This window comes from Streptococcus uberis (genome assembly GCF_900475595.1).
In the GTDB taxonomy this organism is placed as follows: Bacteria; Bacillota; Bacilli; order Lactobacillales; family Streptococcaceae; genus Streptococcus; species Streptococcus uberis.
On sequence record NZ_LS483397.1, the window covers coordinates 95,001 to 119,502 of the forward strand.

Below are 24,502 nucleotides of genomic sequence, written 5' to 3' on the forward strand. Positions count from 1 at the left end.
TTTCCATCCTAACGGGCATAGTTTAAAGGTAGAACTAAGGTCTCCAAAACCTTCAGTGTGGGTTCAATTCCTACTGCCCGTGTTTGGAATATGGCGGGTGTGGTGAAGTGGTTAACACATCAGATTGTGGCTCTGACATTCGTGGGTTCGATTCCCATCACTCGCCTATTTTATTGGGGTATAGCCAAGCGGTAAGGCAAGGGACTTTGACTCCCTCATGCGTTGGTTCGAATCCAGCTACCCCAGTTTTTAAATGAAAATTTGAAATGCCGGCGTGGCGGAATTGGCAGACGCGCTGGACTCAAAATCCAGTGTCCTCACGGACGTGCCGGTTCGACCCCGGCCGCCGGTATACTTGAAAAGACAAGGTTCTAGACCTTGTCTTTTTTGTTTTAATTTTTTTATTTTGTTTTAGTGTTACTAAAAATTTCAGGTTATTCCTATCCACTATTTAGTAGATTTTTTCGATTCTATCAGAAATTACTTTGGCAGAATACTTGAGAAATAGAAAACTTACACTAGCTGTAGATGATCTGTTGAATACTGATCAAAAAGTAATTGATATTGCTTTGAAATATAATTATGATTCAGCTGATGCTCTTAGTTTTGCTTTCAAAAAGTTTCATGGGAATTCAGCCTCAGAAGTTCGAGAAGGGAAAAACTATAGGTTATTTCCTAAAATGAAATTAGCTTTAAAAGTAATAGGAAGAAGTCAAATGAATATTAAAATCGAAACAAAGCCATCATTCAAAGTAGCTGGCGTATTAAAAGAAAACATTGATTCTAATCAATGTCCGAGTACATGTTTTTTTTATTTCAATACATGCTAATTTTGTTTCTAACGCACAAGCTTTTTTGAACATAAAAAAACACTCCTGATTCTATTTTACTAGAATTCATCAGGAGTGTTTTTCTTGAGTTTAACTTTTGTGGTGCAGGTCAAATTTCCTCAGAGTATTTTTAATTGCCTTATTTTTAGAGTTGTTTTTTTATAACTTATCTTAGTTTTCAGATGATTTTTCCATAATTTCACCAGATTTGGCATTTACAGTGTATTCATACTCTTTATTGTTAGCTGTAAAAGTTACTTCATAAGTGCTAGTTGTTCCATCCATATCTTTTTCAATAGACATCATAGATGTATCTTCTTCTTTAACATTAGCATCTTTTAAAACAATACTCTTAGCTTTATCTTGAGAGATAGCGTCCTTAGTTAAATCTTTAGCTCCGGACAATCCTTTGCTATCAGTTGATTTTTCTAAAATTTTACCAGTTTCAGCATTTACAGTATAATCATACTCTTTTTTGTCTGTATCAAAATCAATTTCATAAGTAGCTTTACCATCTTCTTTGTCAGACTTAATTTGGAAATTAGATACTTCTTTTTTAGTTAGCTTAGCATCTTTTAAAACGATATCAGTAGCTTTATCTTCAGAAATACTTTTACCTGTATTGCTCTCAGAGCAAGCTGTTAACATTAGAGCTGATAACAATACTAGGGTAGATGTAAATGTTTTTTTCATATAATCACCTTTTCTATATTTAATTTAAATATATTATACCAAGTGACCACTTATCTGTAAAGTGATATGGTCTTTTTAAGACGGTTGATATAGCTATAAATTATGTTGAAAAATTGTAAAAACATTCACTAAGTATTATATATAAATGTTTAATATGCTGATTTATTGTATTCCTACATTTTCCTCCAAAAATCAAGTCGTTCACTAATAATATTGCTTTGACTGATAATACAAGTAAACGTATAAGAACAAAGTAGTGCTTCGTTACCTGTTAAATTATAACTGCTTTATTTTTGTTAACATTAGTATTTAAAGAAAACCATTAAAGTTGGGATAGTTTTTCTATTATTAGTATATGTAAATAGGTAACCAAAAAGTTACTAAAATCTCAAAATAACTTAGTTTTTAAGTTGATTTCCAAAACTCAAACCTTGTTAAATCATGGTTTGGTGTCTTTAAAAAGAGCTCGGTAGCACTCAAAATCCAGTGTCCTCACGGACGTGCCGGTTCGACCCCGGCCGCCGGTATACTTATAAAGACAAGGTTTAGAAACCTTGTCTTTTTCTTTTATGGCTCTAGTTAACTTTGTTCTTAACAAGTCCTTGTCTTTTTGATATACTTAAGAAAAGCGCTTACAGGAGAATTTATAATGGAATTAAATGAGATTATGCAAATTATTGAAGATATGAAAGTTGGTGTTTTTGCAACTATTGATAAGAATGGTAATCCTCATGCCCGTCATGCTCATATTACGGCTGCGACAGAGGAAGGTATTTTCTTTATGACCAGTCCCAAAACTCATTTTTATGAACAATTAACAAATAATCAGCGTATTGCGCTAACGGCAATGGTTGAAGATGGATATTTATCTCAAGTGATACGGATTGAAGGCTTAGCTCGTCCCGTTGAAAATGATTACCTTAAAAAAGTTTTTGCCAATAACCCTTACTATGATTACATCTATAAAGATGAATCAAGTGATAGTATGCAAGTCTTCCAAATCTACGATGGAGATGGCTTTTACCATAGTTTAACCCAAGGACATAAGTATGTCTACTCAGTAGGTAGACAGGGAGAATCGTACGTTAGAGCAATTTAATAGACTGTTTTATAAATATTTTTTTAGCAGGCCATTTAGGCTTGCTTTTTATATTGAGATTATTTGCCATGAATTTGCTTACCTAGAGAGTTACTTAGGCTTTGATGGACAAGGTAAACTTGACAAGAATATCTGTATGAATTGAAAATGCTCAGTTGAGTTTGTAAACCTATTTTTTACAATACACGTTCTTGTGATTTTTATAGAATTCTAGCTTAAAACAAATAGAAAACAAGCCTTATCCCTAGTTGAATATAATATCTAACCCCTTTGCTTTCCCATTTAGTTAGGAATATACTTCATTTTATATTAATATATAAGAAGGTATAGGAGAATGAAAAATATATTAGAACTCTTTTTTGGACTTGTTGACTTAGCTTTTCTATCCGCCTTTGTTTACTTCTCATTCAAGGGAAATATTGATACGGTTAAGGCTGTCGGGGCTTTATATGTTGTTAGTTTCCATGATGTTGATTATCAGATTGACTTGACAGAAAAAAAGAAGCGAGTTGGTAAGGTTAGAATTGTCTCTAAAACAAGTAATGACAACTCCTATAATGTGTAATCTAAGATGAACGACAAGATATTAAGAGAATTTTTGATGCAAGAGTATGGCTTCAACAAACATCAAGTGGTTGTAGCTATTGGATAAAAAGTGAAGAGATACTTCCTAAAAGGGTTGAGCTGTAGAGAATCAGTTAGCCCTTTTATTTTTTAGAAAAAGACAGGTTTTACTTGACTTAGAGCCCACTACAAGGTGTATACTTAATTTAAGTTATCAGAATAATTAAAAAATATAACTAGTAAAGTATAAGGAGAAATTATATGAAAGCAACAATTTTCCAAGAAGCAGGCCTAGTTCATGTTGAAGAAATTGCCAAACCTGTCATCCAAGAAAATGATGATGTGATTATCAAAGTTGTCAGAGCTTGTGTTTGCGGTTCTGATTTGTGGGCATACTCACACGGGGACAAAAAAGCAGCACATTCCATCAATGATGGCCATGAAGCCTTAGGTATTGTCGAAGAAGTCGGTTCGGAAATCACAACAGTTCAACCAGGTGATTTTGTTATTGTTCCTTTTACCCATGGTTGTGGGGAATGCGATGCCTGTCGAGCTGGCTTTGATGGCACATGTGATAACCATCCTGGTTACAGTAATTGGTCTAATGGTTTCCAATCAGAATATATTCGTTTTCATTATGGTAATTGGGCTTTGGTAAAAGTACCTGGTCAGCCTACAGATTATTCTGAAGATATGATTAAATCCTTATTAACCCTTGCCGATGTTATGCCGACAGGATATCACGCTGCTCGGTGTGCTCAAGTATCAGCTGGTGATAAGGTTGTTGTGATTGGAGATGGTGCAGTTGGACAATGTGCTGTCATTGCTGCCAAGATGATGGGTGCTTCTCAAATTATTTTAATGAGTCGCCATAAAGACCGTCAAGAAATGGCCCTTGCATCAGGTGCGACGGCCGTGGTTGCTGAACGTGGCGAGGAAGGGATTGCTAAAGTAAGGGAAATTCTCGGCGGTGGTGCGGATGCTGCCTTAGAATGTGTTGGTACGGAAGCAGCCATGGATCAGGCTTTAGGTGTCCTTCATAATGGTGGTCGAGTTGGTTTTGTCGGCGTTCCACATTATAATAATAGAGCTTTAGGGTCAACCTTTGCGCAAAACATTTCAGTTGCAGGAGGATCTGCGTCTGTCACAACATATGATAAAAATGTGCTTTTAAAAGCAGTTCTCGACGGGGATATTAATCCAGGACGTGTCTTCACCCAGACATATGCTTTGTCGGATGTCAATCAAGCTTACAAAGATATGCAAGAACGTAAAACGATAAAATCAATGCTGATTATTGCTGAATAAGCAATCGTCTAAGAAGTTTTATTGGGAATAGCTATTTAAAATAATAAGAAAAAGGCATTCTATTTTCAAAGAATGCCTTTTATTTTGAACGATTTGAAAAAAATCAAAAATGACTCAAAAATGAAATTTTTCTAAATCATTTGTTTTATTCTTGAAACAAATTGGAGTATAATATAAGGGTTAAAGAATAAACGATTAGAAGGAACTTTCATGACTATTCCTGTTTTTTTAGAACTTGTTGAAATGAAAGCTAAAACTGCTAGTGTCTTGCCTTTTCTTATTGGCCTATGCTTTAGCTATTATTACTATGATTCGGTACATCCTTTGATTGTCTTCATTTTCTTTGTTGCCATGTTTTTCTTCAATATGTTTGTGGATATGTGGGACAATTACAATGATTACAAGAATGCCGTGAATTTAGATTATCAAGCGCAAACAAATATTATTGGTCGCGAACACCTATCTATTGCTTTGATTGAAAAGTTAATGTTTGTATTTGTAGCGATTTCAGCCTTTCTGGGAATCATTTTGACCCTTTGGGTGGGATGGCCAGTTCTTTTTATGGGGCTTTTTTGTTTTGCAGTTGGTATTCTTTATTCATATGGTCCCAGACCGTTGTCGAGTTTACCACTTGGAGAATTTTTCTCTGGATTTACGATGGGGTTTATGATCAGTTTAATCTGTGTCTATTTAAATACCTACCAACGTTTTTCTTGGGATTTGGAAACACTTGGAAATATTTTTCTGATTTCTCTTCCCAATACCCTATGGATTGCTAACTTAATGTTAGCTAACAATCTGTGTGATAAAGAGGAGGATGAAAGCAATCATCGCTATACTCTGGTGCATTATACCGGGGTAAAAGGTGGATTGCTCTTGTTTAGTCTTTCCAATGGTGTTGCGATGATAGCTATTGTATTAGAATTTCTTTTTGGACTTGCTCCTATTACAGTTTTATTCTGTTTGCTTTTGATTCCCTTTATTGTCAAGCAAACCAAACTATTATGGGAAAAACAAGTTAAAAGAGAAACTTTCATCTGTGCAGTACGTATTTTGGCTTTAGGTTCAATAACGCAAGTAGTGAGCTATTTGATTGGTATCATTTTTTAAGAGATAATATTATTAAAGGAGAAATAGATATTATGCAAGAAGTATTAGTATTAGGAGCAGGTTATGCTGGTCTTAAAACGGTTCGTCAGCTTCAAAAACAATCTGGTGATTTTCATATTACTTTAGTAGATCGTAATGAATACCATTACGAAGCTACAGAATTACACGAAGTGGCTTCAGGTTCTCAACCAAAAGAAAAAATTTCTTTTTCTATTAAAGATGTGATTAATCCTAAAAAAGTAACCTTTATTCAAGATGATGTGGTTAAAGTAAATCCAGAAAGTAATACCGTTGAATTAAAAGCTAACGGCACTCTTCACTATGATTATGTGGTAGTGGCACTTGGTTTTTGTTCAGAAACTTTCGGAATCAGCGGAGCTAAGGAAAATGCTCTTGAAATGGTAGATATTAAATCTGCTGAGAATATTCACCGTCATATTCTTAAAATGATGGAAAAATATCGTGAAACAAAAGATAAAAACTACTTACGTTTATTGATCTGTGGTGCTGGTTTTACCGGAATCGAATTGGCGGGAGCCTTAGTAGACGAAAGAAAACGTTATGCAGAAATTGCAGGTGTCAGTGAAAATCAAATTGAAATCATCTGTGTGGAAGCAGCAACTCGTATTTTGCCAATGTTTGATGATGAAATGGCTCAATATGGGGTTGATTTGATTAAAAAACTTGGCGTTCAATTGATGCTAGGTTCTATGATCAAAGAAATTAAACCAGGTGAAGTGGTTTATGTGACTAGTCCTGATGAAGATGCAGAACGTCATTCAATTGTTGCAGAAACAATCATTTGGACAACTGGTGTAAGTGGTAGCCCAGTTATGGCAGAATCTGGATTTGCAGAACGTCGTGGCCGTGTTATTGTTAACAATGATTTACGTGATCCTAAATATGATAATGTCTATATCTTAGGTGATGTTTCAGCTCTTATGGATCCAGAGTCAAATCGTCCATATCCAACTACTGCACAAATTGCAACTCGTATGGGGGCACATGCTGCTAAAAATCTTCTTCTTCAATTAAAAGGTGAAGCGCCAGTAGACTTTAGTTACAAGTCATTAGGAACGGTAGCCTCTGTTGGGAATACCCATGCCTTTGGTCTTGTTGGAAGTTCTAAAATAAAAGGGTATCCAGCATCTGTGGCAAAAAAAGGGATTATGAATAAATCATTGATTGAAATGGGTGGTTTAAAAGAGTTATTGGCTAAAGGTCGTTTTGACCTCTATCATTAAAATACTTTTACTGCTAATCAGCTTTCCTGTTTGGAAGGATTTGCCTTCTAGACAATCTCAATCAAACTGGAGGTAATTTTAATGACTATTGAAACATTAGCGCGGTTTCAATTTGCAATGACAACAGTCTTTCACTTTTTCTTTGTTCCATTTACAATTGGAACCTGTTTCGTTGTTGCAATTATGGAAACCTTGTATGTAGTCACTAAAAATGAAGAATACAAAAAAATGACAAAATTTTGGGGCAATATCATGCTCCTCAGTTTTGCTGTTGGTGTCGTGACTGGGATTATCCAAGAATTCCAATTTGGAATGAACTGGTCAGACTATTCTCGTTTTGTTGGTGATATTTTTGGGGCTCCTCTTGCTATAGAAGCTCTTTTAGCCTTCTTCATGGAATCGACTTTCTTGGGCTTGTGGATGTTTACATGGGATAACAAGAAAATCAGTAAGAAGTTGCATGTAACCTTTATTTGGTTGGTTGTATTTGGTTCATTAATGTCTGCGATGTGGATTTTGATTGCCAATAGCTTTATGCAACATCCTGTTGGTTATGAAGTGGTCAATGGCAGAGCTCAAATGACGGATTTCTTTGCTCTTATTAACAATCATCAGTTCCGCTATGAATTTGGTCACGTTATTACAGGTGCCATTACAATGGGTGGTATCGTGATTGCCGGCATGTCAGCTTTTAAACTACTTAAGAAAGAAGAGTTAACAGAATCTGTTCAAAAGATTTACAAAAAATCTCTTCGTTTAGGCTTATTAGTCAGCTTACTTGGATCCATTTCTGTAATGGGCGTAGGTGACTTGCAGATGAAAGCTTTGATTAATGATCAACCTATGAAATTTGCAGCCATGGAAGGGGATTATGAGGATTCAGGGGATCCTGCCGCTTGGACTGTTATTGCTTGGGCAAATGAAGCCAAGAAAGAACAAGTCTTTGGTATTAAAATCCCATATATGTTAAGTATTTTATCTTATGGCAAACCATCAGGTTCTGTTAAAGGTATGGATACAGCAAATAAGGAATTAGTCGCTAAGTACGGCCAGGATAATTATTTCCCAATGGTTAATTTGCTTTTTTATGGTTTCCGTACCATGGCAGCATTTGGAACAATGATGCTTGGTGTCTCTGCTTTAGGACTTTTCTTAACAAGACCTAAAAAACCGATTCTTTATGATCATAAATGGATGCTTGCCATTGTTGCTTTGACAACTGTTGCACCATTCCTATCAAATACTTTTGGTTGGATTATCACAGAGCAAGGTCGTTACCCATGGACAGTCTATGGCTTGTTTAAAATTAAAGATAGTGTTTCGCCAAATGTTTCAGTGGCTTCATTACTATTTTCAAATACAGTTTACTTCCTTTTGTTTAGTTGTTTAGGTGCAATGATGGTTTACCTTGTGATTCGAGAATTACAAAAAGGTCCTGAACATGAAGAAGTGCTATTGCAAGGCCTTGCAAAATCCTCAGTGGATCCATTTGAGAAGGGAGCATTTTAATGAGTGGTTTACAATTTTTCTGGTTTTTCCTTATTGGTCTACTCTTTTCAGGTTTCTTCTTCTTAGAAGGGTTTGATTTTGGGGTAGGTATGGCTGTTCAAACACTAGCTCATAATGAAGAAGAAAAAGATCAAATTGTGTCAACGATAGGTCCTGTCTGGGATGGCAATGAAGTTTGGCTTTTAACAGCTGGTGGTGCCATGTTTGCTTCATTCCCATATTGGTATGCTTCATTGTTTAGTGGTTACTATCTGATTTTATTTGCTATCTTATTTGGTTTAATTATTCGTGGGGTATCCTTTGAATTTAGGCATAATGTTCCTGCTCGTCAAAAGAACATTTGGAACTGGACCTTGTCTATTGGCTCAGCTATGGTTCCCTTTTTCTTCGGGATTATGTTTGTGAGTTTGGTTCAAGGAATGCCGTTGGATGCCAAAGCTAATATGTCAGCTCAATTTGGTGATTATTTTAATCTCTTTTCTATCGTTGGTGGTGTTGCTATGGTTCTTTTGGCCTACCTCCACGGGTTAAATTACATTGCCTTGAAAACGGAAGGTCCTGTTCGTAGTAGAGCAAATAATTACGCACAGTTACTCTATTGGGTGCTTTATCTTGGTTTGGTTGCTTTTGCAGTACTGTTATTCTTCAAAACAGATTTCTTTACGCACCATGCCTTAAGCACTTTGGTACTTTTGATTGTTATTGTAGCACTAACTGTCTTTGCTCATATCTCTGTCTTTAAAGCTGCAGAAATGTCTGCATTTCTTGCAAGTGGCTTAAGTCTGGTGACTGTAGTTGTACTTCTTTTCCAAGGTCTTTTCCCAAGAGTAATGATTAGTTCTATTAGTTCTAAGTATGACTTGTTGATTGAGAATGCTTCATCATCACCTTACACCTTAAAAATCATGTCTATTATTGCAATTAGTTTGGTGCCTTTTGTTTTGGCATACACTGCTTGGGCATACTATATTTTTAGAAAACGTATCACTTTACCAGTAGTTATGACGGGGGAAAAATAATGCTAGATAAAGCGGTTATGCGCTTGTCCGGTATTCATAAACTATTAGGATTGCTTGCAGGATTGGATTTCCTTCAGGCAATCTTTATTATAGGGCAAGCCTATTATTTAAGTCATGCTATTACAGGTCTTTGGCAAGGGTTAGGATTGCAAAGACAAGTCATGTCCATTCTTTTCTTCAGTCTTTCTTATTTAGGAAGACACCTTATCAATTATGTCAAAGATAATATGTTGGATCGTTTTTCAGCTCATCATGCTAAAGAGCTGCGTCAACAATTATTGCACAAACTCTTTCAATTGGGACCTCATATTGTTCAAGAAAAGGGGTCTGGCAATGTTATTACCATGGCTTTGGATGGTATTTCCTTAATTGAAAACTACCTCCATCTTGTTTTGAATAAGATGATGAACATGTCTGTTATTCCTTTTGTCATCCTTGCTTTTATTTTTTACTTGGATTTGGAATCAGGGATAATTCTTCTCCTCGTTTTTCCATTAATCATCCTTTTTATGGTGATTCTAGGTTTAGCCGCTAAAGCTAAAGCAGATAAACAATATGCCTCTTATCAAATACTTTCCAACCATTTTTTGGATTCCTTGAGAGGGATTGATACCTTACGCTTCTTCGGGCTCAGCAAACGCTATGCTAAAAGTATTTATACCAGTAGTGAGGCCTTTCGAAAAGCCACTATGTCTGCTTTACGTATTGGAATTTTGTCGACCTTCGCCTTAGATTTCTTTACAACCTTATCAATAGCCATCGTGGCTGTTATGCTAGGATTGCGCTTGATAAATGAGCAGATGCTTTTGTTTCCAGCATTGACAGTTTTGATTTTAGCACCAGAATATTTCATTCCAGTACGTGATTTTTCCAATGATTATCATGCCACCTTGGATGGGAAAAATGCCTTTCAAGCTGTACAAAGTATTCTCCAAAAAGAGGATTTCTTACAAGAACCAGTATTGCTTCCGGAATGGCAGGAAAATAGTCAGTTGCTCTTGCAAGAAATAAGTTTATCTTATGGTAATCAAAAGGTTCTAGACATTCCTCAATTAAAAGTAGAAGGTCTCCAAAAAGTTGGGATAGTGGGAATGAGTGGCTCAGGGAAATCATCATTGATTAATCTCCTGAGTGGTTTTATAAGTCCAAGTACAGGGAACTTCCAAATAAATGGTACCCCATTGTCCAACATGAACCAGGAAGCTTGGCGAAAACAGTTGGTATACATTCCTCAATCTCCTTATGTTTTTGAAATGAGCTTAGCTGATAATATTCGTTTTTATACCCCAAATGCCAGTCCAGAAATGGTAGAGGAAGCTGTTTCAGTGGTAGGACTAACAGAATTAGTGAAGGAATTGCCAAATGGTTTAAATACAATCATTGGAAATGGGGCAAGGCCTCTAAGTGGTGGACAAGCTCAGCGCATCGCTTTAGCACGCGCCTTTTTGGATAAACAAAGAAACATTTTACTCTTTGATGAGCCAACAGCACATCTAGACATTGAAACAGAGTTGGAATTGAAGGAGCAGATGCTTCCTTTGATGGCTAACAAGTTGGTTTTATTTGCTACACATCGTCTCCATTGGCTAAAAGAAATGGATACCATCCTTGTCATCCAAGATGGTAAAATTGTGGAAGAGGGAACTTATCAGGACTTATTGGCGCAAAAAGGTGCCTTATATCAGCTAAAAAATGCCATGGGAGGTAACCATGATTAAGATACCAATCGTCAAAGAATTTGAAAACGATCAATGGGTCAAACCCTATTTTAAACAATACCGTAAGTCTCTTCTTTTGGCCTTATTGTTAGGTTTTTTGACCTTTTTTGCAGCCAGTGCCTTGATGTTCAATTCAGGCTTTTTAATCAGTAAATCAGCTTCGTTACCAAGTAATATTTTATTGGTTTATATCCCTATTGTATTGACTAGGGCTTTTGGAATTGGGAGACCTGTCTTTCGTTATTTAGAAAGATTAACAAGTCACAACTGGGTATTAAAGATGACGTCAAAGCTTCGCCTCAAACTTTATACACGTTTGGAAGAAGATGCGGTGTTTCTGAAACAAAAACACCGACTCGGTGATATCATGGGGCTTTTAGCTGAAGATATTAATCATATTCAAAATTTGTACTTGCGGACCATTTTTCCAACGGTGATTGCTTGGGTTTTTTATATCTTTATCGTGATTGGTCTAGGCTTTTTCTCATGGTTGTTTGCGCTATTGATTCTTATCTATTTAGGAGTTCTGGTCTTTGTTTTTCCACTTTGGTCAGTTCTCATAAATGGAGCACGTCAGCAAGAGGAAAAATTACTCAAAAATCGTCTTTATACAGATTTGACAGATAATGTCTTAGGGATTTCGGACTGGATTTTTAGTCAACGTGGGCAAGAATATGTGCACTCTCATGAGAAGACCGAAAAAGAATTAGCAAGTATCCAAGCTAAGATGCGCCGTTTTAATCATTTCCGAAATCTTCTTTTTGAGCTAGCTTTTGGTCTTCTGACAATCTTGGTCTTGATTTGGGCTAGTTATCAATTTCCAGGGAAAAATGGTGGTGCGGCAAACTGGATTGCAGCTTTTGTTCTTTCTGTTTTTCCCTTGATTGATGCCTTTGTTGGTCTATCAAGCGCTGCGCAAGAAACCAATAGTTATGCTGACTCGCTTCACCGTTTGAATGAACTTCCTGAAAAGACTCAGTCTTTGGCAACTGCCGAAAAACCTAAGGCTCCTTATGATTTAGTGATAGAAAATCTTTCCTTTTCGTATGATCAGACGTCTAAGCCTGTTTTAAAAGATCTTTCTTTGACCATTCCTCAAGGTCACCGTCTGGCTATTTTAGGGGCAAGTGGTTCGGGTAAAAGTACCTTGGCAAGTCTTTTAAGGGGAGATTTGCTTCCGAGTTGTGGTCAGGTTAAACTTTCGGGAATTCCCGTGAACGATTTGCGTGAGACCATTTCGGATTACATAGGTGTCATTCAGCAAGCTCCTTACTTATTTAATACGAGCCTATTAAACAATATTCGTATTGGTAATCAAGAGGCTACTGAAGAAGATGTTTGGCAGGTTCTAGAGCGTGTTGGACTCAAAGCTATGGTGGAAAAATTACCTCATGGCTTGGCGACTATGGTAGACGAAGCCGGTTTACGTTTTTCAGGTGGCGAGCGCCATCGTTTGGCTTTAGCTAGAATCTTATTACAAGATACTCCAATTGTTCTTTTGGATGAGCCAACGGTTGGTCTTGACCCTGTAACGGAAAAAAGACTGCTAGATACTTTTATGGAGGTCTTAAAAGGTAAAACTCTTATTTGGATTACTCACCACCTTAAAGGTATTGAACATGCTGATCAGGTGATTTTCATTGAAAAAGGGCAGCTTGAACTTTCTGGTAGTCCACAGGAATTGTTAACAACTAGTCAACGCTATCGCCAATTAAAGGCGATTGACGATGGCCTTTAAAAAGCTATTGGAAAACTTTCCAATAGCTTTTTTAGATGTTACGTTTTAAGAGGTGATTGGTTAATTGTAAGAGCTGTTTTTTGGCTTTCGATTTTGGTAGTTTTTCAATGTCGTCAATCGCTTTTTGAGTGTATTTTCGGGCCAAGTCTTTTGCTTGATCCACGCCCTTATTGGCAATGACCAAGTTTGCCACTTCTTTTAATTCTTGGCTACTAATGCTTTCCTTTTTGTCTAAGAGGGGTTTGAGGGCAAAGGGATTTTCTCGCAAGGCAAAGAGTAGTGGTAAACTATAGACACCATTTGAGATGTCTTCTAGGACAGGTTTGTTGAAGGCTTTTTGATCTGCTGTATAGTCTAAGATGTCATCTAAGATCTGAAATGTCATGCCGATATGGTAGCCAATTCTACCAGCTAAGCGCACTACGGTTTCATCTGCTCCACTAAAATAGGCACCTTCTTGACTGGCTAGTTTAAAGAGCTCTGCTGTTTTCCCAGAAATGGCGCGGAGATAGTCTCTGATAGACTGCTTTTGGTTAAAATAGAGATGCATTTGATCTAATTCACCGACCAAAATTTTTTTCATGGATTTGGCGTTGATAGCCATATAGGGAGTGTTGGACATGCTTTCGAGAATAAGTTCAAAGAAGACGGTGAAGAGAAAGTCGCCAGTATAGACGGCAACGTCTTTGCCATACTGAGTTTGGATTGTAGGGTTTCCGCGACGTAGTGGAGAATCGTCAATAACGTCATCGTGAACCAGTGTTGCCATGTGGAGAATTTCGAGTGAAGCAGCAATCTTTTGGAGTTGTTCTTTGCGCTCTTGTTGATATGGACCAAAGCTAGAGAAGAGAAAGAAAAAGGCAGGCCTGAGGTACTTACCTCCGGCTCGGCTAAGCTGAATAATTGCCTTTTCGATTTCAGTATTGCGAACCTGAACCCTGTTTTCAATTAATTGTGTGATTGCTTTAATCTCTTTTTCTATCTCTGGGTATTGACTCCAGTAACTTGGCATGTTGGCTTCTCCTTGACTACAATTACCTTTCTATTTTACCGTAATTAAAGGGTTATGGCTAGAATAATCTTTTACAAACTTTCTTCTATGGGAGGAGAAGAAAGCCATATTTTTAAATTAAGGGAATGTGTATAAGACACCATTATTTGAATTTTTAAGAAAGATTGTGTATATTTTAAGATAGATTATAGGATAGTGAGGGAGTTATATGGTATCAATCATTGAACGGGCTCCTGCCAAGATCAATTTAGGTTTGGATGTCTTAGGAAAGCGGGAAGATGGCTATCATGATTTAGAAATGGTCATGATTAGTATTGATCTCTGTGATTATGTGACAGTGTCACCCTTAAAAGATGATGTCATTATGATCGAATCCGATTGTCCCAAAATGCCAATCAATGAGAAAAATGATGTCTATAAAGTAGCGAAACTGATAAAAAGTCGATATGCTATTTCAGAAGGGGTATCAATCCTTTTGAACAAAAAAATTCCGGTTTGTGCTGGTATGGGTGGAGGTTCTAGTGATGCAGCTGCAACCATTAGAGCTTTAAACCAACTTTGGGATTTAAAGTTGTCCATGGAAGAGATGATTGCTATTGGCATTGCCATTGGTAGTGATGTTCCTTATTGCATTCAGGCTGGCTGTGCCAAGATTGGTGGCAAAGGTGATCGGATAGAATTAATTGATGGAAAATTATCGTCATGGGTTGTATTAGTTAAACCAGATTTTGGGATTTCCACACGAACTGTTTTTCCAGAAATTGATTGCGATGTCATTTCCAGAGTAGATATTTCCGCTATTGTTAATGCACTTGAAGGAAATAATTACTCAGATTTGATCACACATATGGGCAATGCTTTGGAAGATATTTCCATTGCTCGGAAACCGTTTATTCAAAAAGTGAAAGATAAGATGGTTGCGGCAGGAGCAGATGTGGCGCTGATGACTGGAAGTGGTCCAACTGTTTTTGCTTTATGTCAAACGGAGAAACAGGCTAATCGTGTCTTCAATAGTGTTAAAGGATTTTGTAAAGAAGTGTATAAAGTGAGAACACTTTAATGATTTGCTTCTTCGGAGGCAATTTGCTATAATTAACTGGTTAAGAAAAAGGGGAATGGTATGGGAAAATTAGAAAGCAAGATTGATCAATTGGTCAATCAGATTTTGTTAAAAGCTGAAAATCAACACGAATTGTTATTTGGTGCTTGTCAAAGTCATGTGAAGTTAACCAACACACAAGAGCATATTTTAATGCTTTTGTCTCAAGAACAATTAACCAATACTGATTTAGCTAAAAAACTAAATATCAGTCAGGCTGCGGTAACCAAAGCCATCAAAAGTTTAATGAAACATGAGATGCTGTCAGCCATAAAAGATACTGTAGATGCGCGTGTGACCTATTTTGAATTGACACCAGCTGCTAAGCCAATTGCTGAGGAGCACACACAGCATCATGATGAAACCTTAAATGTTTATACAAAGCTTTTAAGTAGCTTTTCTTCTGAGGAAAAGGCTGTTATTGATAAATTCTTATCAGTTTTCTCAGACGAGTTAGAAAGGTAATTAATTGAGATATTTAACTGTCGAAAACCTGGCTTTCCAATATGAAAGTGATCCTGTCTTAGAAGGGATTAATTATCATTTGGATAGTGGGGAATTTGTCACCTTAACGGGTGAAAACGGGGCTGCTAAGTCCACCTTAATCAAAGCAACACTTGGCATCTTGAAACCTAAAGTTGGAAAAGTGACCTTCGCTAAAGAAAACACGGAAGGCAAAAAATTAAGGATTGCTTATTTACCGCAACAAGTGGCTAGCTTCAATGCCGGTTTCCCCTCAACGGTTTATGAGTTTGTGAAGTCGGGTCGTTATCCACGCAATGGGTGGTTTCGTCGTATTACCAAACATGATGAAGAACATATCAAGGTTAGTTTAGAATCTGTAGGTATGTGGGAAAACCGTCATAAGCGTATTGGTAGTCTTTCAGGAGGTCAAAAACAGCGTGTTGTGATTGCTCGTATGTTTGCTTCTGATCCAGATATTTTTGTTCTTGACGAACCAACAACTGGAATGGATAGTGGAACGACGGATACTTTTTATAAGCTAATGAATCACAGTGCCCATGAACATGGAAAAGCTGTCTTAATGATTACCCATGATCCAGAAGAAGTAAAAGACTATGCTGACCGCAACATCCATTTAGTACGAAACCAAGAATTACCATGGCGTTGCTTTAATGTCCACAGTAAACAAGATAAGGAGGAAAACTAATGTTAGATATTCTTTCTTATGATTTTATGCAAAGGGCCTTATTAGCTATGGTTGCCATTAGTCTTTTTGCACCAATTTTAGGCATATTCTTGATATTGAGACGTCAAAGCTTAATGAGTGATACCCTAAGTCACGTTTCTTTAGCTGGAGTGGCTTTAGGAGTAGTAATTGGGATAAATCCTACTTGGACAACGATGCTTGTTGTTGCTATTGCAGCCGTTGTTTTAGAGTACTTGCGAGTGGTTTATAAGCATTATATGGAGATCTCCACTGCTATACTCATGTCAATGGGGTTAGCCGTTTCGCTAATGATTATGAGTCAGTCCTCGGGTGCTTCCAATGTCAGTTTGGACCAGTACCTATTTGGTTCCATTATTACCATTAGTAAGGAACAAGTGATTGCACTCTTTGTCATTGCGGTGACTATTTTACTCTTGACCCTTTTCTTTATACGTCCAATGTACATTTTGACATTCGACGAAGATACTGCTTTTGTAGACGGGTTACCGGTTCGTTTAATGTCTGTCTTATTTAATGTTGTGACAGGTATTGCAATCGCTCTAACAATCCCAGCAGCAGGAGCTCTGTTGGTGTCTACTATCATGGTTTTACCGGCAAGTATCGCAATGCGATTAGGGAAAAATTTCATTTCAGTCATTGTCATTGGTATATTGATTGGTTTTGTTGGGATGATTTCAGGAGTCTTCATGTCTTATAACTGGGGAACTCCAGCAAGTGCAACGATTACCATTATTTTTATTAGTATTTTCTTATTGGTGAATATTGGTAGTCTTATCAAACAAAAATGGTCCTAACTAAAAACGTGTTTGCTAACACGTTTTTTCTATAAAAAAAATGAGCCGAAAGCTCATTTTTAATAGGTCAGAACAGCATATTTCTTTTTACCACGACGGATAACCGTTAATTGCCCATCGATTTTATCATCTTCTGTAAGGGTATAATCTAAATCTTGAATCCGTTCTCCATTAAGATAGATTGCGCCGTTTTGAACATCTTCTCTTGCTTGTCGTTTGGAAGGTGAAATGCTAGATGATACTAATATTTCAACAATGTTAAGATTATCCTCATCTTGAACCTGATAATTCGGAACGTTGCTCAATCCTTGTTTTAATTCAGCTGCAGAAAGGTTTTTGATATTTCCGGCGAACAGTTGTTCAGTGATGTTAAGGGCTTGTTTGAAGGCTTCTTCACCATGAACAAGAGTAACGACTTCTTTTGCCAAAGTTTTTTGAGCTAACCGTTCATGTCGAGCAGCATCAAATGCTTTTTCAATTTCAGCGATTTCTTCAAGGCTTAGGAAAGTGAAGATTTTCAAGAAACGAATGGCATCCTCATCCATAACATTGAGCCAAAATTGATACATTTCGTATGGAGAGGTTTTGTCAGCATCAAGCCAAACGGCATTGCCTTCAGATTTCCCAAATTTTTTACCACTTGCATCGGTAATTAATGGGACTGTCATGACGTGACCAGTCTTGTCAGCTTTGCGACGTAACAATTCTGTCCCTGCGGTCATATTTCCCCATTGATCAGATCCTCCAATTTGGAGGGTAACGTTGAATTTTTGATTCAGTTCATAAAAATCATAACCCTGCATGATTTGATATGCAAACTCGGTGTATGAAATGCCAGTTTCAATACGTTTTTTCACGGAATCCTTGCTCATCATGTAATTAACTGTAAAGTATTTACCAACGTCTCGCAAGAAATCAATGAAGCTAATTTGTGAAAACCAGTCATAATTGTTAACCAGCTCAGCTTTGTTAGCGCCGTTTTCAAAATCTAAGAATTGGGAAAGTTGTCCTTTGATTTTATCGCTCCATTCAAGGACGGTTTCTTTGGTTTGCAAGCTACGTTCAGCATCTTTGAAGGATGGGTCTCCAATTAATCCTGTTGCTCCTCCAACTAATGCATATGGTTTATGGCCTGCAAGTTGCAAGCGACGTGAGGTCAAAATAGCAACCAAATGTCCTAGGTGAAGACTGTCTGCTGTTGGATCATAGCCCGTATAATAGGATACTTGCCCTTCTGTTAATGCTTTGACTAGGGCTTCTTCATCGGTCGTCTGAAAGACCAAGCCACGAGCTTTGAGTTCTTCAAAAATATTCATAGGCTTTCTCCGTTTTCTTTTGTTTTACGAATCATTATATCAAAAAAAGCAGTGGCTATGCAAGCTTCTTCAAAGTTTGGTATAATGAACAATGAGGTATTCTATATTGAAAGATAAACATAAGAATCAACATGAAAACAGTAATGGACCTAAATGGAATCTTTGGGATTTTGGTGCTGTTTTTCTGAGAACAGTAAAACTCTTATCAAACTTTTTTTACATCATTGTCTTCTTATTTGGCATGTTAGGGATAGGAATTGCTTTTGGTTATCTAGCTAGTCAAATTGATTCTGTTAAGGTACCAAGCAAAGACAGTTTGGTGAAGCAAGTTAAAACCATTACAATGGTTTCAAAGATTAACTTTTCCAATAACAACTTGATTTCGGATATCGATACAGATTTATTGCGAACACCTGTGGCGAATGATGCTATTTCTGACAATGTGAAAAAAGCTATTGTTTCGACTGAAGACGAGAATTTTAATCAGCACAAAGGGGTTGTGCCAAAAGCTGTTTTTCGTGCGACCTTAACAGCGGTACTTGGTCTGGGAGAGTCAAGTGGTGGTTCAACTCTTACGCAACAACTCATTAAACAGCAAGTTTTGGGAGATGATCCCACCTTTAAGCGGAAATCAAAAGAAATCATCTATGCTTTGGCTTTAGAACGCTACATTTCTAAAGATGATATTTTGTCAGACTATCTAAATGTTTCACCTTTTGGTCGTAATAATAAGGGGCAAAATATTGCTGGAATTGAAGAAGCAGCTCGCGGTATTTTTGGTGTATCTGCCAAAGATTTGACGATCCCTCAAGCGGCTTTCTTGGCTGGTTTACCACAAAGTCCGATTGCCTATTCACCTTATTTGTCAACAGGTCAGCTGAAATCTGAAAAAGAAATGGAGTTGGGGATTAAACGCCAACATAGCGTACTTTATAATATGTTTAGGGCGGGCATGCTAAGTCAGAAAGATTACGAGACTTATAAGGCTTACCCTATCAGTAAGGATTTTATAGCTCCAGAAAATGTGACGGTCAATAAGCATGATTATCTGTACTATTCCGTTATGACTGATGCCAAAAAGGCAATGTTCGACTATCTTGTGAAACGGGATAACATTAGCGAACGTGATTTAAAAAACGATGCTACTAAAGCTTCTTATGAGGCAATGGCTACAACTGAGTTGCAACAAGGTGGCTATACTGTTAAAACAACAATTAATCAAAAAATATATGAGGCCATGCAAGATGCTGCTAATCGCTTTGGCGGTTTGCTAGATGACGGTACTGGTATGGTTCAAATGGGAAATGTCCTCACTGATAATGCAACTGGTGCTGTATTGGGCTTTATTGGAGGACGTGATTATAACCTGAACCAAAATAACCATGCCTTTGATACAGTAAGATCGCCCGGATCAAGTATTAAACCTATTATTGCCTATGGTCCGGCAATTGACCAAGGATTAATGGGAAGTGCAAGTGTGCTATCTAATTACCCAACTACCTACTCTAGTGGGCAGAAAATCATGCACGTTGATAGTGAAGGAACGGCTATGATGTCACTTCAAGAGGCTCTTAACACCTCTTGGAATATTCCGGCTTTCTGGACAGAAAAATTATTAAGGGAAAAAGGAATAGATGTTGAAGCCTATATGACCAAAATGGGATATGTTATCAATGATTATTCCATTGAGAGTTTACCATTGGGTGGGGGAATTGATGTCTCCGTAGGCACACAGACAAACGCCTATCAGATGATTGCTAATAACGGTAATTACCTCGAACAATACCTAGTGGATTCTATTACTGCTAGTGATGGAACTGTTGTATACAAGCATGAGAAGAAACCAGTTCGTGTCTTTTCTGCTCCAACAGCAACAATCTTACAAGATTTATTAAGAGGACCTATCAATTCGGGTTCTACTACGACATTCAAAAGTAGACTAAAAGCAATCAATCCATCCTTGGCAAATGCGGATTGGATTGGTAAAACGGGTACGACTGAGAATTACTCAGATGTTTGGTTAATGTTAGCAACCCCTAAAGTAACCTTAGGTGGTTGGGCAGGACATGATAACAATGATTCTTTGGCACCAATGACAGGTTATAATAATGAGTCCAATTATATGGCTAATCTAGCCAACGCCATCCAACAAGCTGGGGGAGATGTCTTTGGAGTTGGCCAAAAATTCACCTTGGATCCTGGCGTTATCAAATCAACCGTTTTAAAATCAACAGGACTCCAACAAGGTGCAGTCACTGTAAACGGGCGAAAGATTACAGTTGGTGGAGAAACGACCACCAGTCTTTGGGCTAAAAATGGTGCCGGACCGATGACTTATAAATTTGCCATTGGTGGTACTGATAGTGATTACCAAAAAGCATGGTCTAGCTTTGGTGGAGGCAAAAAATAACTTGATTTTTACAAGAAAATAGTGTATAATATGGATAACTATTTGTCGTCCAATCTAGTTGAAATATTGTCCAACTAGGAAGTACAGCAGTTAAATCAAACTGAACCAGTCAGATTTAGCTGCTCTTTTTGTGCTTATTTTTGCTTTAATTTTGTAATTGTTACATAAATTTAAAGATTCTAAAAATTCACAAATCTGGCAAATGATTACTATTGACCGAATTGCAGATTTGCAATTGTTAAAAAGAAAAAGGAGCTAAAAACTTGGCAGGACATGAAGTTCGATACGGAAAACACCGTACACGTCGTAGCTTTTCAAGAATCAATGAAGTTCTTGATTTACCAAATTTGATTGAGATTCAAACAGACTCATTCCAAGATTTTCTGGACACAGGTTTAAGGGAAGTATTTGAAGACGTGCTTCCAATTTCAAACTTTACAGATACAATGGAATTGGAATTTGTTGGTTACGAATTCAAAGAACCAAAATATACTCTTGAAGAAGCACGTATCCATGATGCAAGCTACTCTGCACCTATTTTTGTTACGTTTAGATTAGTCAACAAAGAAACAGGTGAAATCAAAACTCAAGAAGTTTTCTTTGGTGACTTCCCAATTATGACTGAAATGGGAACTTTTATCATCAATGGTGGTGAACGTATTATTGTTTCCCAGTTAGTGCGATCTCCAGGGGTCTATTTCAATGATAAAGTTGATAAAAATGGTAAAGTTGGTTATGGGTCAACGGTTATTCCTAACCGTGGAGCATGGTTGGAATTAGAAACAGATGCCAAAGATATCGCATACACTCGTATTGACCGTACCCGCAAAATTCCATTTACGACCTTAGTACGTGCCTTAGGTTTTTCAGGGGATGATGAAATCCTCGATATTTTTGGAGATAGTGAATTAGTACGTAATACTATTGAAAAAGATATCCATAAAAACCCAAGTGATTCTCGTACGGATGAAGCGTTAAAAGAAATTTATGAGCGTTTAAGACCAGGTGAACCCAAAACTGCTGACAGTTCTCGTAGCTTATTGATTGCACGTTTCTTTGATGCAAGACGTTATGATTTAGCTGCTGTTGGACGTTATAAAATCAATAAAAAGCTAAATGTAAAGACTCGTCTTTTGAACCAAATTATTGCGGAAAACCTTGTGGATAGTGAAACAGGTGAAATTTTAGTTGAAGCTGGAACAGAAATGACTCGTGATGTCATTGAGTCAATTGAGGCACATATTGATGGTGATTTGAACAAGTTTGTTTACACACCTAATGATTATGCTGTTGTTACAGAACCAGTTGTTCTTCAAAAATTTAAAGTTCAATCACCACTAGATCCTGATAAAGTGGTTACAATTGTTGGTAATGCAACACCTGATGATAAGGTTCGTGCCTTAACACCAGCCGATATTTTGGCTGAAATGTCATACTTCTTAAATCTTTCTGAAGGGATTGGAAAAGTTGATGATATCGACCACTTAGGTAACCGTCGTATTCGTGCAGTTGGTGAGTTGCTTGCTAACCAATTCCGTATTGGTCTTGCACGTATGGAACGAAACGTGCGTGAACGTATGTCTGTTCAAGATAATGATGTTTTAACGCCACAACAAATCATTAACATTCGTCCTGTTACTGCTGCGGTCAAAGAATTCTTTGGATCATCTCAGTTGTCACAGTTTATGGACCAACACAATCCATTGTCTGAGCTATCACACAAACGCCGTTTATCAGCCTTAGGACCTGGTGGTTTGACACGTGATCGTGCCGGCTATGAAGTTCGTGACGTGCATTATACTCACTATGGACGTATGTGTCCAATTGAAACACCAGAAGGACCAAACATTGGTTTGATTAATAACTTATCATCATTTGGTCATCTAAATAAATATGGTTTCATTCAAACACCTTACCGTAAAGTTGATCGAGCAACAGGTGTTGTTACTAACGAAATCGTTTGGTTAACAGCAGATGAAGAAGATGAATTTACAGTTGCACAGGCTAACTCTAAATTAAATGAAGATGGTACCTTTGCTGAAGAAATCGTCATGGGACGTCATCAAGGTAATAACCAAGAGTTTGCTGCAAGCACTGTTGATTTCGTTGACGTATCACCTAAACAAGTAGTTGCGGTCGCAACAGCATGTATTCCTTTCTTAGAAAACGATGACTCAAACCGTGCCCTTATGGGTGCTAACATGCAACGTCAGGCTGTGCCTTTGATTGATCCTAAAGCACCATTTGTTGGTACTGGTATGGAATATCAAGCTGCCCATGATTCTGGTGCGGCAGTGATTGCACAACATGATGGTAAAGTTGTCTTCTCAGATGCTGAAAAAGTAGAAGTTCGCCGTGAAGATGGTTCGCTTGATGTGTATCATGTAACCAAATTCCGTCGTTCAAACTCAGGTACTGCATATAACCAAAGAACCCTTGTTAAAGTTGGAGATATCGTCGAAAAAGGTGACTTTATTGCCGATGGACCTTCAATGGAAAAAGGTGAAATGGCTCTTGGTCAAAACCCTGTCGTTGCTTACATGACTTGGGAAGGTTACAACTTTGAGGATGCTGTTATCATGAGTGAACGTCTTGTAAAAGAAGATGTTTATACCTCTGTCCACTTAGAAGAATTTGAATCAGAAACACGTGACACAAAGCTTGGGCCTGAAGAAATTACCCGTGAAGTTCCAAATGTTGGTGAAGAAGCCCTTAGAGACTTAGATGAAATGGGTATTATCCGTATTGGTGCGGAAGTTAAAGAAGGCGATATTCTTGTTGGTAAAGTAACACCAAAAGGTGAAAAAGACTTATCAGCAGAAGAACGCTTATTGCATGCCATCTTTGGTGACAAATCACGTGAAGTGCGTGATACATCTCTTCGTGTTCCTCACGGTGGTGACGGAATTGTTCGTGATGTCAAAATCTTTACACGCGCAAATGGTGACGAGCTTCAATCAGGCGTTAACATGCTTGTTCGTGTTTATATTGCTCAAAAACGTAAAATTAAAGTTGGTGACAAGATGGCCGGTCGTCACGGAAATAAAGGGGTTGTTTCTCGTATCGTTCCAGTAGAAGACATGCCATACTTACCGGACGGAACTCCTGTTGATATCATGTTGAATCCATTAGGGGTACCATCTCGTATGAATATTGGACAAGTTATGGAGCTTCACCTTGGTATGGCTGCCCGTAATTTAGGTATCCATATCGCAACTCCAGTATTCGATGGAGCAACTGCTGAAGATTTATGGGATACTGTTGCTGAAGCTGGAATGGATTCCGATGCCAAAACAATCTTGTATGATGGCCGTACAGGTGAACCATTCGATAACCGTGTGTCAGTCGGTGTCATGTATATGATTAAACTTCACCACATGGTTGATGATAAACTTCACGCACGTTCAGTAGGACCATACTCACTTGTTACACAACAACCACTTGGTGGTAAAGCGCAATTTGGTGGACAACGTTTCGGTGAGATGGAGGTTTGGGCTCTTGAAGCTTATGGTGCTTCAAATGTTCTTCAAGAAATCTTGACTTACAAGTCAGATGATGTTACTGGACGTTTGAAAGCTTATGAAGCTATTACAAAAGGCAAACCAATTCCAAAACCAGGTGTTCCAGAATCATTCCGAGTGCTTGTTAAAGAATTACAATCACTTGGTTTAGATATGCGTGTTCTTGATGAAGACGACAATGAAGTTGAACTTCGCGATCTTGATGAAGGTGAAGATGATGACGTGATGCACGTAGATGATCTTGAAAAAGCGCGTGAAAAACAAGCACAAGAAACACCTGAAGTTTCTGAAAACAGTGAAGAAAAATAAGTCACATAAATCTTATT

At 37.6% G+C, this 24,502-nt stretch carries 18 protein-coding genes, 5 tRNA genes and 1 pseudogene (1 of these 24 running past the window's edge); 21 read left to right on the top strand and 3 right to left on the bottom strand.

The window, feature by feature from the left end; genetic code table 11:
• The 6 genes and pseudogenes from DQM95_RS00640 to DQM95_RS00665 all read left to right on the top strand — a co-directional run.
• Positions 1-6: transfer RNA gene (locus DQM95_RS00640), tRNA-Tyr, on the top strand; it begins 75 nt to the left of the window's first position.
• A 5-nt stretch (positions 7-11) separates the two neighbouring features.
• Positions 12-82, top strand: a tRNA-Trp gene (locus tag DQM95_RS00645).
• Between the two features lie 11 nt (positions 83-93).
• Positions 94-166, top strand: a tRNA-His gene (locus tag DQM95_RS00650).
• 8 nt (positions 167-174) lie between these two features.
• A tRNA-Gln gene (locus tag DQM95_RS00655) sits at positions 175-246 on the top strand.
• Between the two features lie 22 nt (positions 247-268).
• A tRNA-Leu gene (locus DQM95_RS00660) sits at positions 269-352 on the top strand.
• 71 nt (positions 353-423) lie between these two features.
• Positions 424-800: pseudogene (locus tag DQM95_RS00665) on the top strand (helix-turn-helix domain-containing protein); the annotation flags it as partial.
• Between the two features lie 201 nt (positions 801-1,001).
• Here DQM95_RS00665 and DQM95_RS00670 read toward each other — a convergent pair.
• The gene (locus tag DQM95_RS00670) at positions 1,002-1,523 is read right to left on the bottom strand and encodes a PepSY domain-containing protein (protein WP_003105760.1); all 522 of its coding nucleotides are present in this window, start codon (positions 1,521-1,523) and stop codon (positions 1,002-1,004) included.
• Between the two features lie 649 nt (positions 1,524-2,172).
• Between DQM95_RS00670 and DQM95_RS00675 the strand changes: the two genes are divergently transcribed.
• The 9 genes from DQM95_RS00675 (at position 2,173) to cydC (ending at position 12,832) form a co-directional block, all read left to right on the top strand.
• Entirely contained in the window at positions 2,173-2,622 is a 450-nt protein-coding gene (locus DQM95_RS00675; protein ID WP_037593009.1) for a pyridoxamine 5'-phosphate oxidase family protein, read from the top strand.
• Between the two features lie 334 nt (positions 2,623-2,956).
• The gene (locus tag DQM95_RS10015; protein ID WP_170123114.1) at positions 2,957-3,187 is read left to right on the top strand and encodes a hypothetical protein; all 231 of its coding nucleotides are present in this window, start codon (positions 2,957-2,959) and stop codon (positions 3,185-3,187) included.
• 260 nt (positions 3,188-3,447) lie between these two features.
• Positions 3,448-4,494, top strand: coding sequence for a zinc-binding dehydrogenase (locus DQM95_RS00680; protein WP_012657656.1), 1,047 nt, complete (start codon positions 3,448-3,450; stop codon positions 4,492-4,494).
• Between the two features lie 210 nt (positions 4,495-4,704).
• Positions 4,705-5,604 carry a prenyltransferase gene (locus DQM95_RS00685; protein ID WP_037593008.1) on the top strand — a complete coding sequence of 300 codons (900 nt, stop codon included), beginning with the start codon at positions 4,705-4,707 and terminating at the stop codon, positions 5,602-5,604.
• Between the two features lie 32 nt (positions 5,605-5,636).
• A complete protein-coding gene (locus DQM95_RS00690) occupies positions 5,637-6,848 on the top strand; it encodes an NAD(P)/FAD-dependent oxidoreductase (protein WP_037593007.1) in 1,212 nt (403 codons plus the stop codon).
• A gap of 81 nt (positions 6,849-6,929) precedes the next feature.
• Positions 6,930-8,357, top strand: coding sequence for a cytochrome ubiquinol oxidase subunit I (locus DQM95_RS00695; protein ID WP_012657659.1), 1,428 nt, complete (start codon positions 6,930-6,932; stop codon positions 8,355-8,357).
• The gene (cydB, locus tag DQM95_RS00700; protein WP_012657660.1) at positions 8,357-9,376 is read left to right on the top strand and encodes a cytochrome d ubiquinol oxidase subunit II; all 1,020 of its coding nucleotides are present in this window, start codon (positions 8,357-8,359) and stop codon (positions 9,374-9,376) included. Before DQM95_RS00695 ends, cydB begins: the two co-directional genes overlap by 1 nt.
• On the top strand, positions 9,376-11,094 hold the full coding sequence (cydD, locus tag DQM95_RS00705) for a thiol reductant ABC exporter subunit CydD (RefSeq protein ID WP_037593006.1): 1,719 nt from the start codon (positions 9,376-9,378) through the stop codon (positions 11,092-11,094). Before cydB ends, cydD begins: the two co-directional genes overlap by 1 nt.
• Entirely contained in the window at positions 11,087-12,832 is a 1,746-nt protein-coding gene (cydC, locus tag DQM95_RS00710) for a thiol reductant ABC exporter subunit CydC (RefSeq protein WP_037593005.1), read from the top strand. Before cydD ends, cydC begins: the two co-directional genes overlap by 8 nt.
• Positions 12,833-12,863: 31 nt before the next feature.
• Here cydC and DQM95_RS00715 read toward each other — a convergent pair whose 3' ends face one another.
• Entirely contained in the window at positions 12,864-13,844 is a 981-nt protein-coding gene (locus DQM95_RS00715) for a polyprenyl synthetase family protein (RefSeq protein ID WP_037593003.1), read from the bottom strand.
• Between the two features lie 208 nt (positions 13,845-14,052).
• Between DQM95_RS00715 and ispE the strand changes: the two genes are divergently transcribed.
• Genes ispE through DQM95_RS00735 form a run of 4 tightly spaced genes read left to right on the top strand, consistent with a single transcriptional unit; the run spans position 14,053 to position 16,929 of the window.
• Positions 14,053-14,904 carry a 4-(cytidine 5'-diphospho)-2-C-methyl-D-erythritol kinase gene (gene ispE / locus DQM95_RS00720; RefSeq protein WP_012657664.1) on the top strand — a complete coding sequence of 284 codons (852 nt, stop codon included), beginning with the start codon at positions 14,053-14,055 and terminating at the stop codon, positions 14,902-14,904.
• A 60-nt stretch (positions 14,905-14,964) separates the two neighbouring features.
• Positions 14,965-15,408, top strand: a complete 444-nt coding sequence (locus DQM95_RS00725) for a zinc-dependent MarR family transcriptional regulator (protein ID WP_037593002.1) — start codon at positions 14,965-14,967, stop codon at positions 15,406-15,408.
• A 4-nt stretch (positions 15,409-15,412) separates the two neighbouring features.
• A complete protein-coding gene (locus tag DQM95_RS00730; RefSeq protein ID WP_012657666.1) occupies positions 15,413-16,114 on the top strand; it encodes a metal ABC transporter ATP-binding protein in 702 nt (233 codons plus the stop codon).
• Positions 16,114-16,929 (top strand): metal ABC transporter permease, encoded by an 816-nt coding sequence (locus DQM95_RS00735; protein WP_012657667.1) that lies wholly within the window; start codon positions 16,114-16,116, stop codon positions 16,927-16,929. Before DQM95_RS00730 ends, DQM95_RS00735 begins: the two co-directional genes overlap by 1 nt.
• A gap of 59 nt (positions 16,930-16,988) precedes the next feature.
• Here the strand turns inward: DQM95_RS00735 and tyrS are convergent, their stop codons facing one another.
• The gene (gene tyrS / locus DQM95_RS00740; RefSeq protein WP_037593000.1) at positions 16,989-18,245 is read right to left on the bottom strand and encodes a tyrosine--tRNA ligase; all 1,257 of its coding nucleotides are present in this window, start codon (positions 18,243-18,245) and stop codon (positions 16,989-16,991) included.
• 91 nt (positions 18,246-18,336) lie between these two features.
• Here tyrS and pbp1b point away from each other — a divergent pair, with 91 nt between their 5' ends.
• Complete coding sequence (pbp1b, locus tag DQM95_RS00745) at positions 18,337-20,655, top strand: penicillin-binding protein PBP1B (protein ID WP_037592999.1); 2,319 nt, start codon at positions 18,337-18,339, stop codon at positions 20,653-20,655.
• Positions 20,656-20,918: 263 nt separating this feature from the next.
• A complete protein-coding gene (rpoB, locus tag DQM95_RS00750) occupies positions 20,919-24,485 on the top strand; it encodes a DNA-directed RNA polymerase subunit beta (RefSeq protein ID WP_012657670.1) in 3,567 nt (1,188 codons plus the stop codon).
• Positions 24,486-24,502 lie beyond the last annotated feature (17 nt).

Excerpts from the sequence above, each read along its gene's own strand:
- DQM95_RS00670 (WP_003105760.1), bottom strand. The coding sequence starts at position 1,523 with ATGAAAAAAACATTTACATCTACCCTAGTATTGTTATCAGCTCTAATG.
- DQM95_RS00675 (WP_037593009.1), top strand. The coding sequence starts at position 2,173 with ATGGAATTAAATGAGATTATGCAAATTATTGAAGATATGAAAGTTGGT.
- DQM95_RS10015 (WP_170123114.1), top strand. The coding sequence starts at position 2,957 with ATGAAAAATATATTAGAACTCTTTTTTGGACTTGTTGACTTAGCTTTT.
- DQM95_RS00680 (WP_012657656.1), top strand. The coding sequence starts at position 3,448 with ATGAAAGCAACAATTTTCCAAGAAGCAGGCCTAGTTCATGTTGAAGAA.
- DQM95_RS00685 (WP_037593008.1), top strand. The coding sequence starts at position 4,705 with ATGACTATTCCTGTTTTTTTAGAACTTGTTGAAATGAAAGCTAAAACT.
- DQM95_RS00690 (WP_037593007.1), top strand. The coding sequence starts at position 5,637 with ATGCAAGAAGTATTAGTATTAGGAGCAGGTTATGCTGGTCTTAAAACG.
- DQM95_RS00695 (WP_012657659.1), top strand. The coding sequence starts at position 6,930 with ATGACTATTGAAACATTAGCGCGGTTTCAATTTGCAATGACAACAGTC.
- cydB (WP_012657660.1), top strand. The coding sequence starts at position 8,357 with ATGAGTGGTTTACAATTTTTCTGGTTTTTCCTTATTGGTCTACTCTTT.
- cydD (WP_037593006.1), top strand. The coding sequence starts at position 9,376 with ATGCTAGATAAAGCGGTTATGCGCTTGTCCGGTATTCATAAACTATTA.
- cydC (WP_037593005.1), top strand. The coding sequence starts at position 11,087 with ATGATTAAGATACCAATCGTCAAAGAATTTGAAAACGATCAATGGGTC.
- DQM95_RS00715 (WP_037593003.1), bottom strand. The coding sequence starts at position 13,844 with ATGCCAAGTTACTGGAGTCAATACCCAGAGATAGAAAAAGAGATTAAA.
- ispE (WP_012657664.1), top strand. The coding sequence starts at position 14,053 with ATGGTATCAATCATTGAACGGGCTCCTGCCAAGATCAATTTAGGTTTG.
- DQM95_RS00725 (WP_037593002.1), top strand. The coding sequence starts at position 14,965 with ATGGGAAAATTAGAAAGCAAGATTGATCAATTGGTCAATCAGATTTTG.
- DQM95_RS00735 (WP_012657667.1), top strand. The coding sequence starts at position 16,114 with ATGTTAGATATTCTTTCTTATGATTTTATGCAAAGGGCCTTATTAGCT.
- tyrS (WP_037593000.1), bottom strand. The coding sequence starts at position 18,245 with ATGAATATTTTTGAAGAACTCAAAGCTCGTGGCTTGGTCTTTCAGACG.
- pbp1b (WP_037592999.1), top strand. The coding sequence starts at position 18,337 with ATGAGGTATTCTATATTGAAAGATAAACATAAGAATCAACATGAAAAC.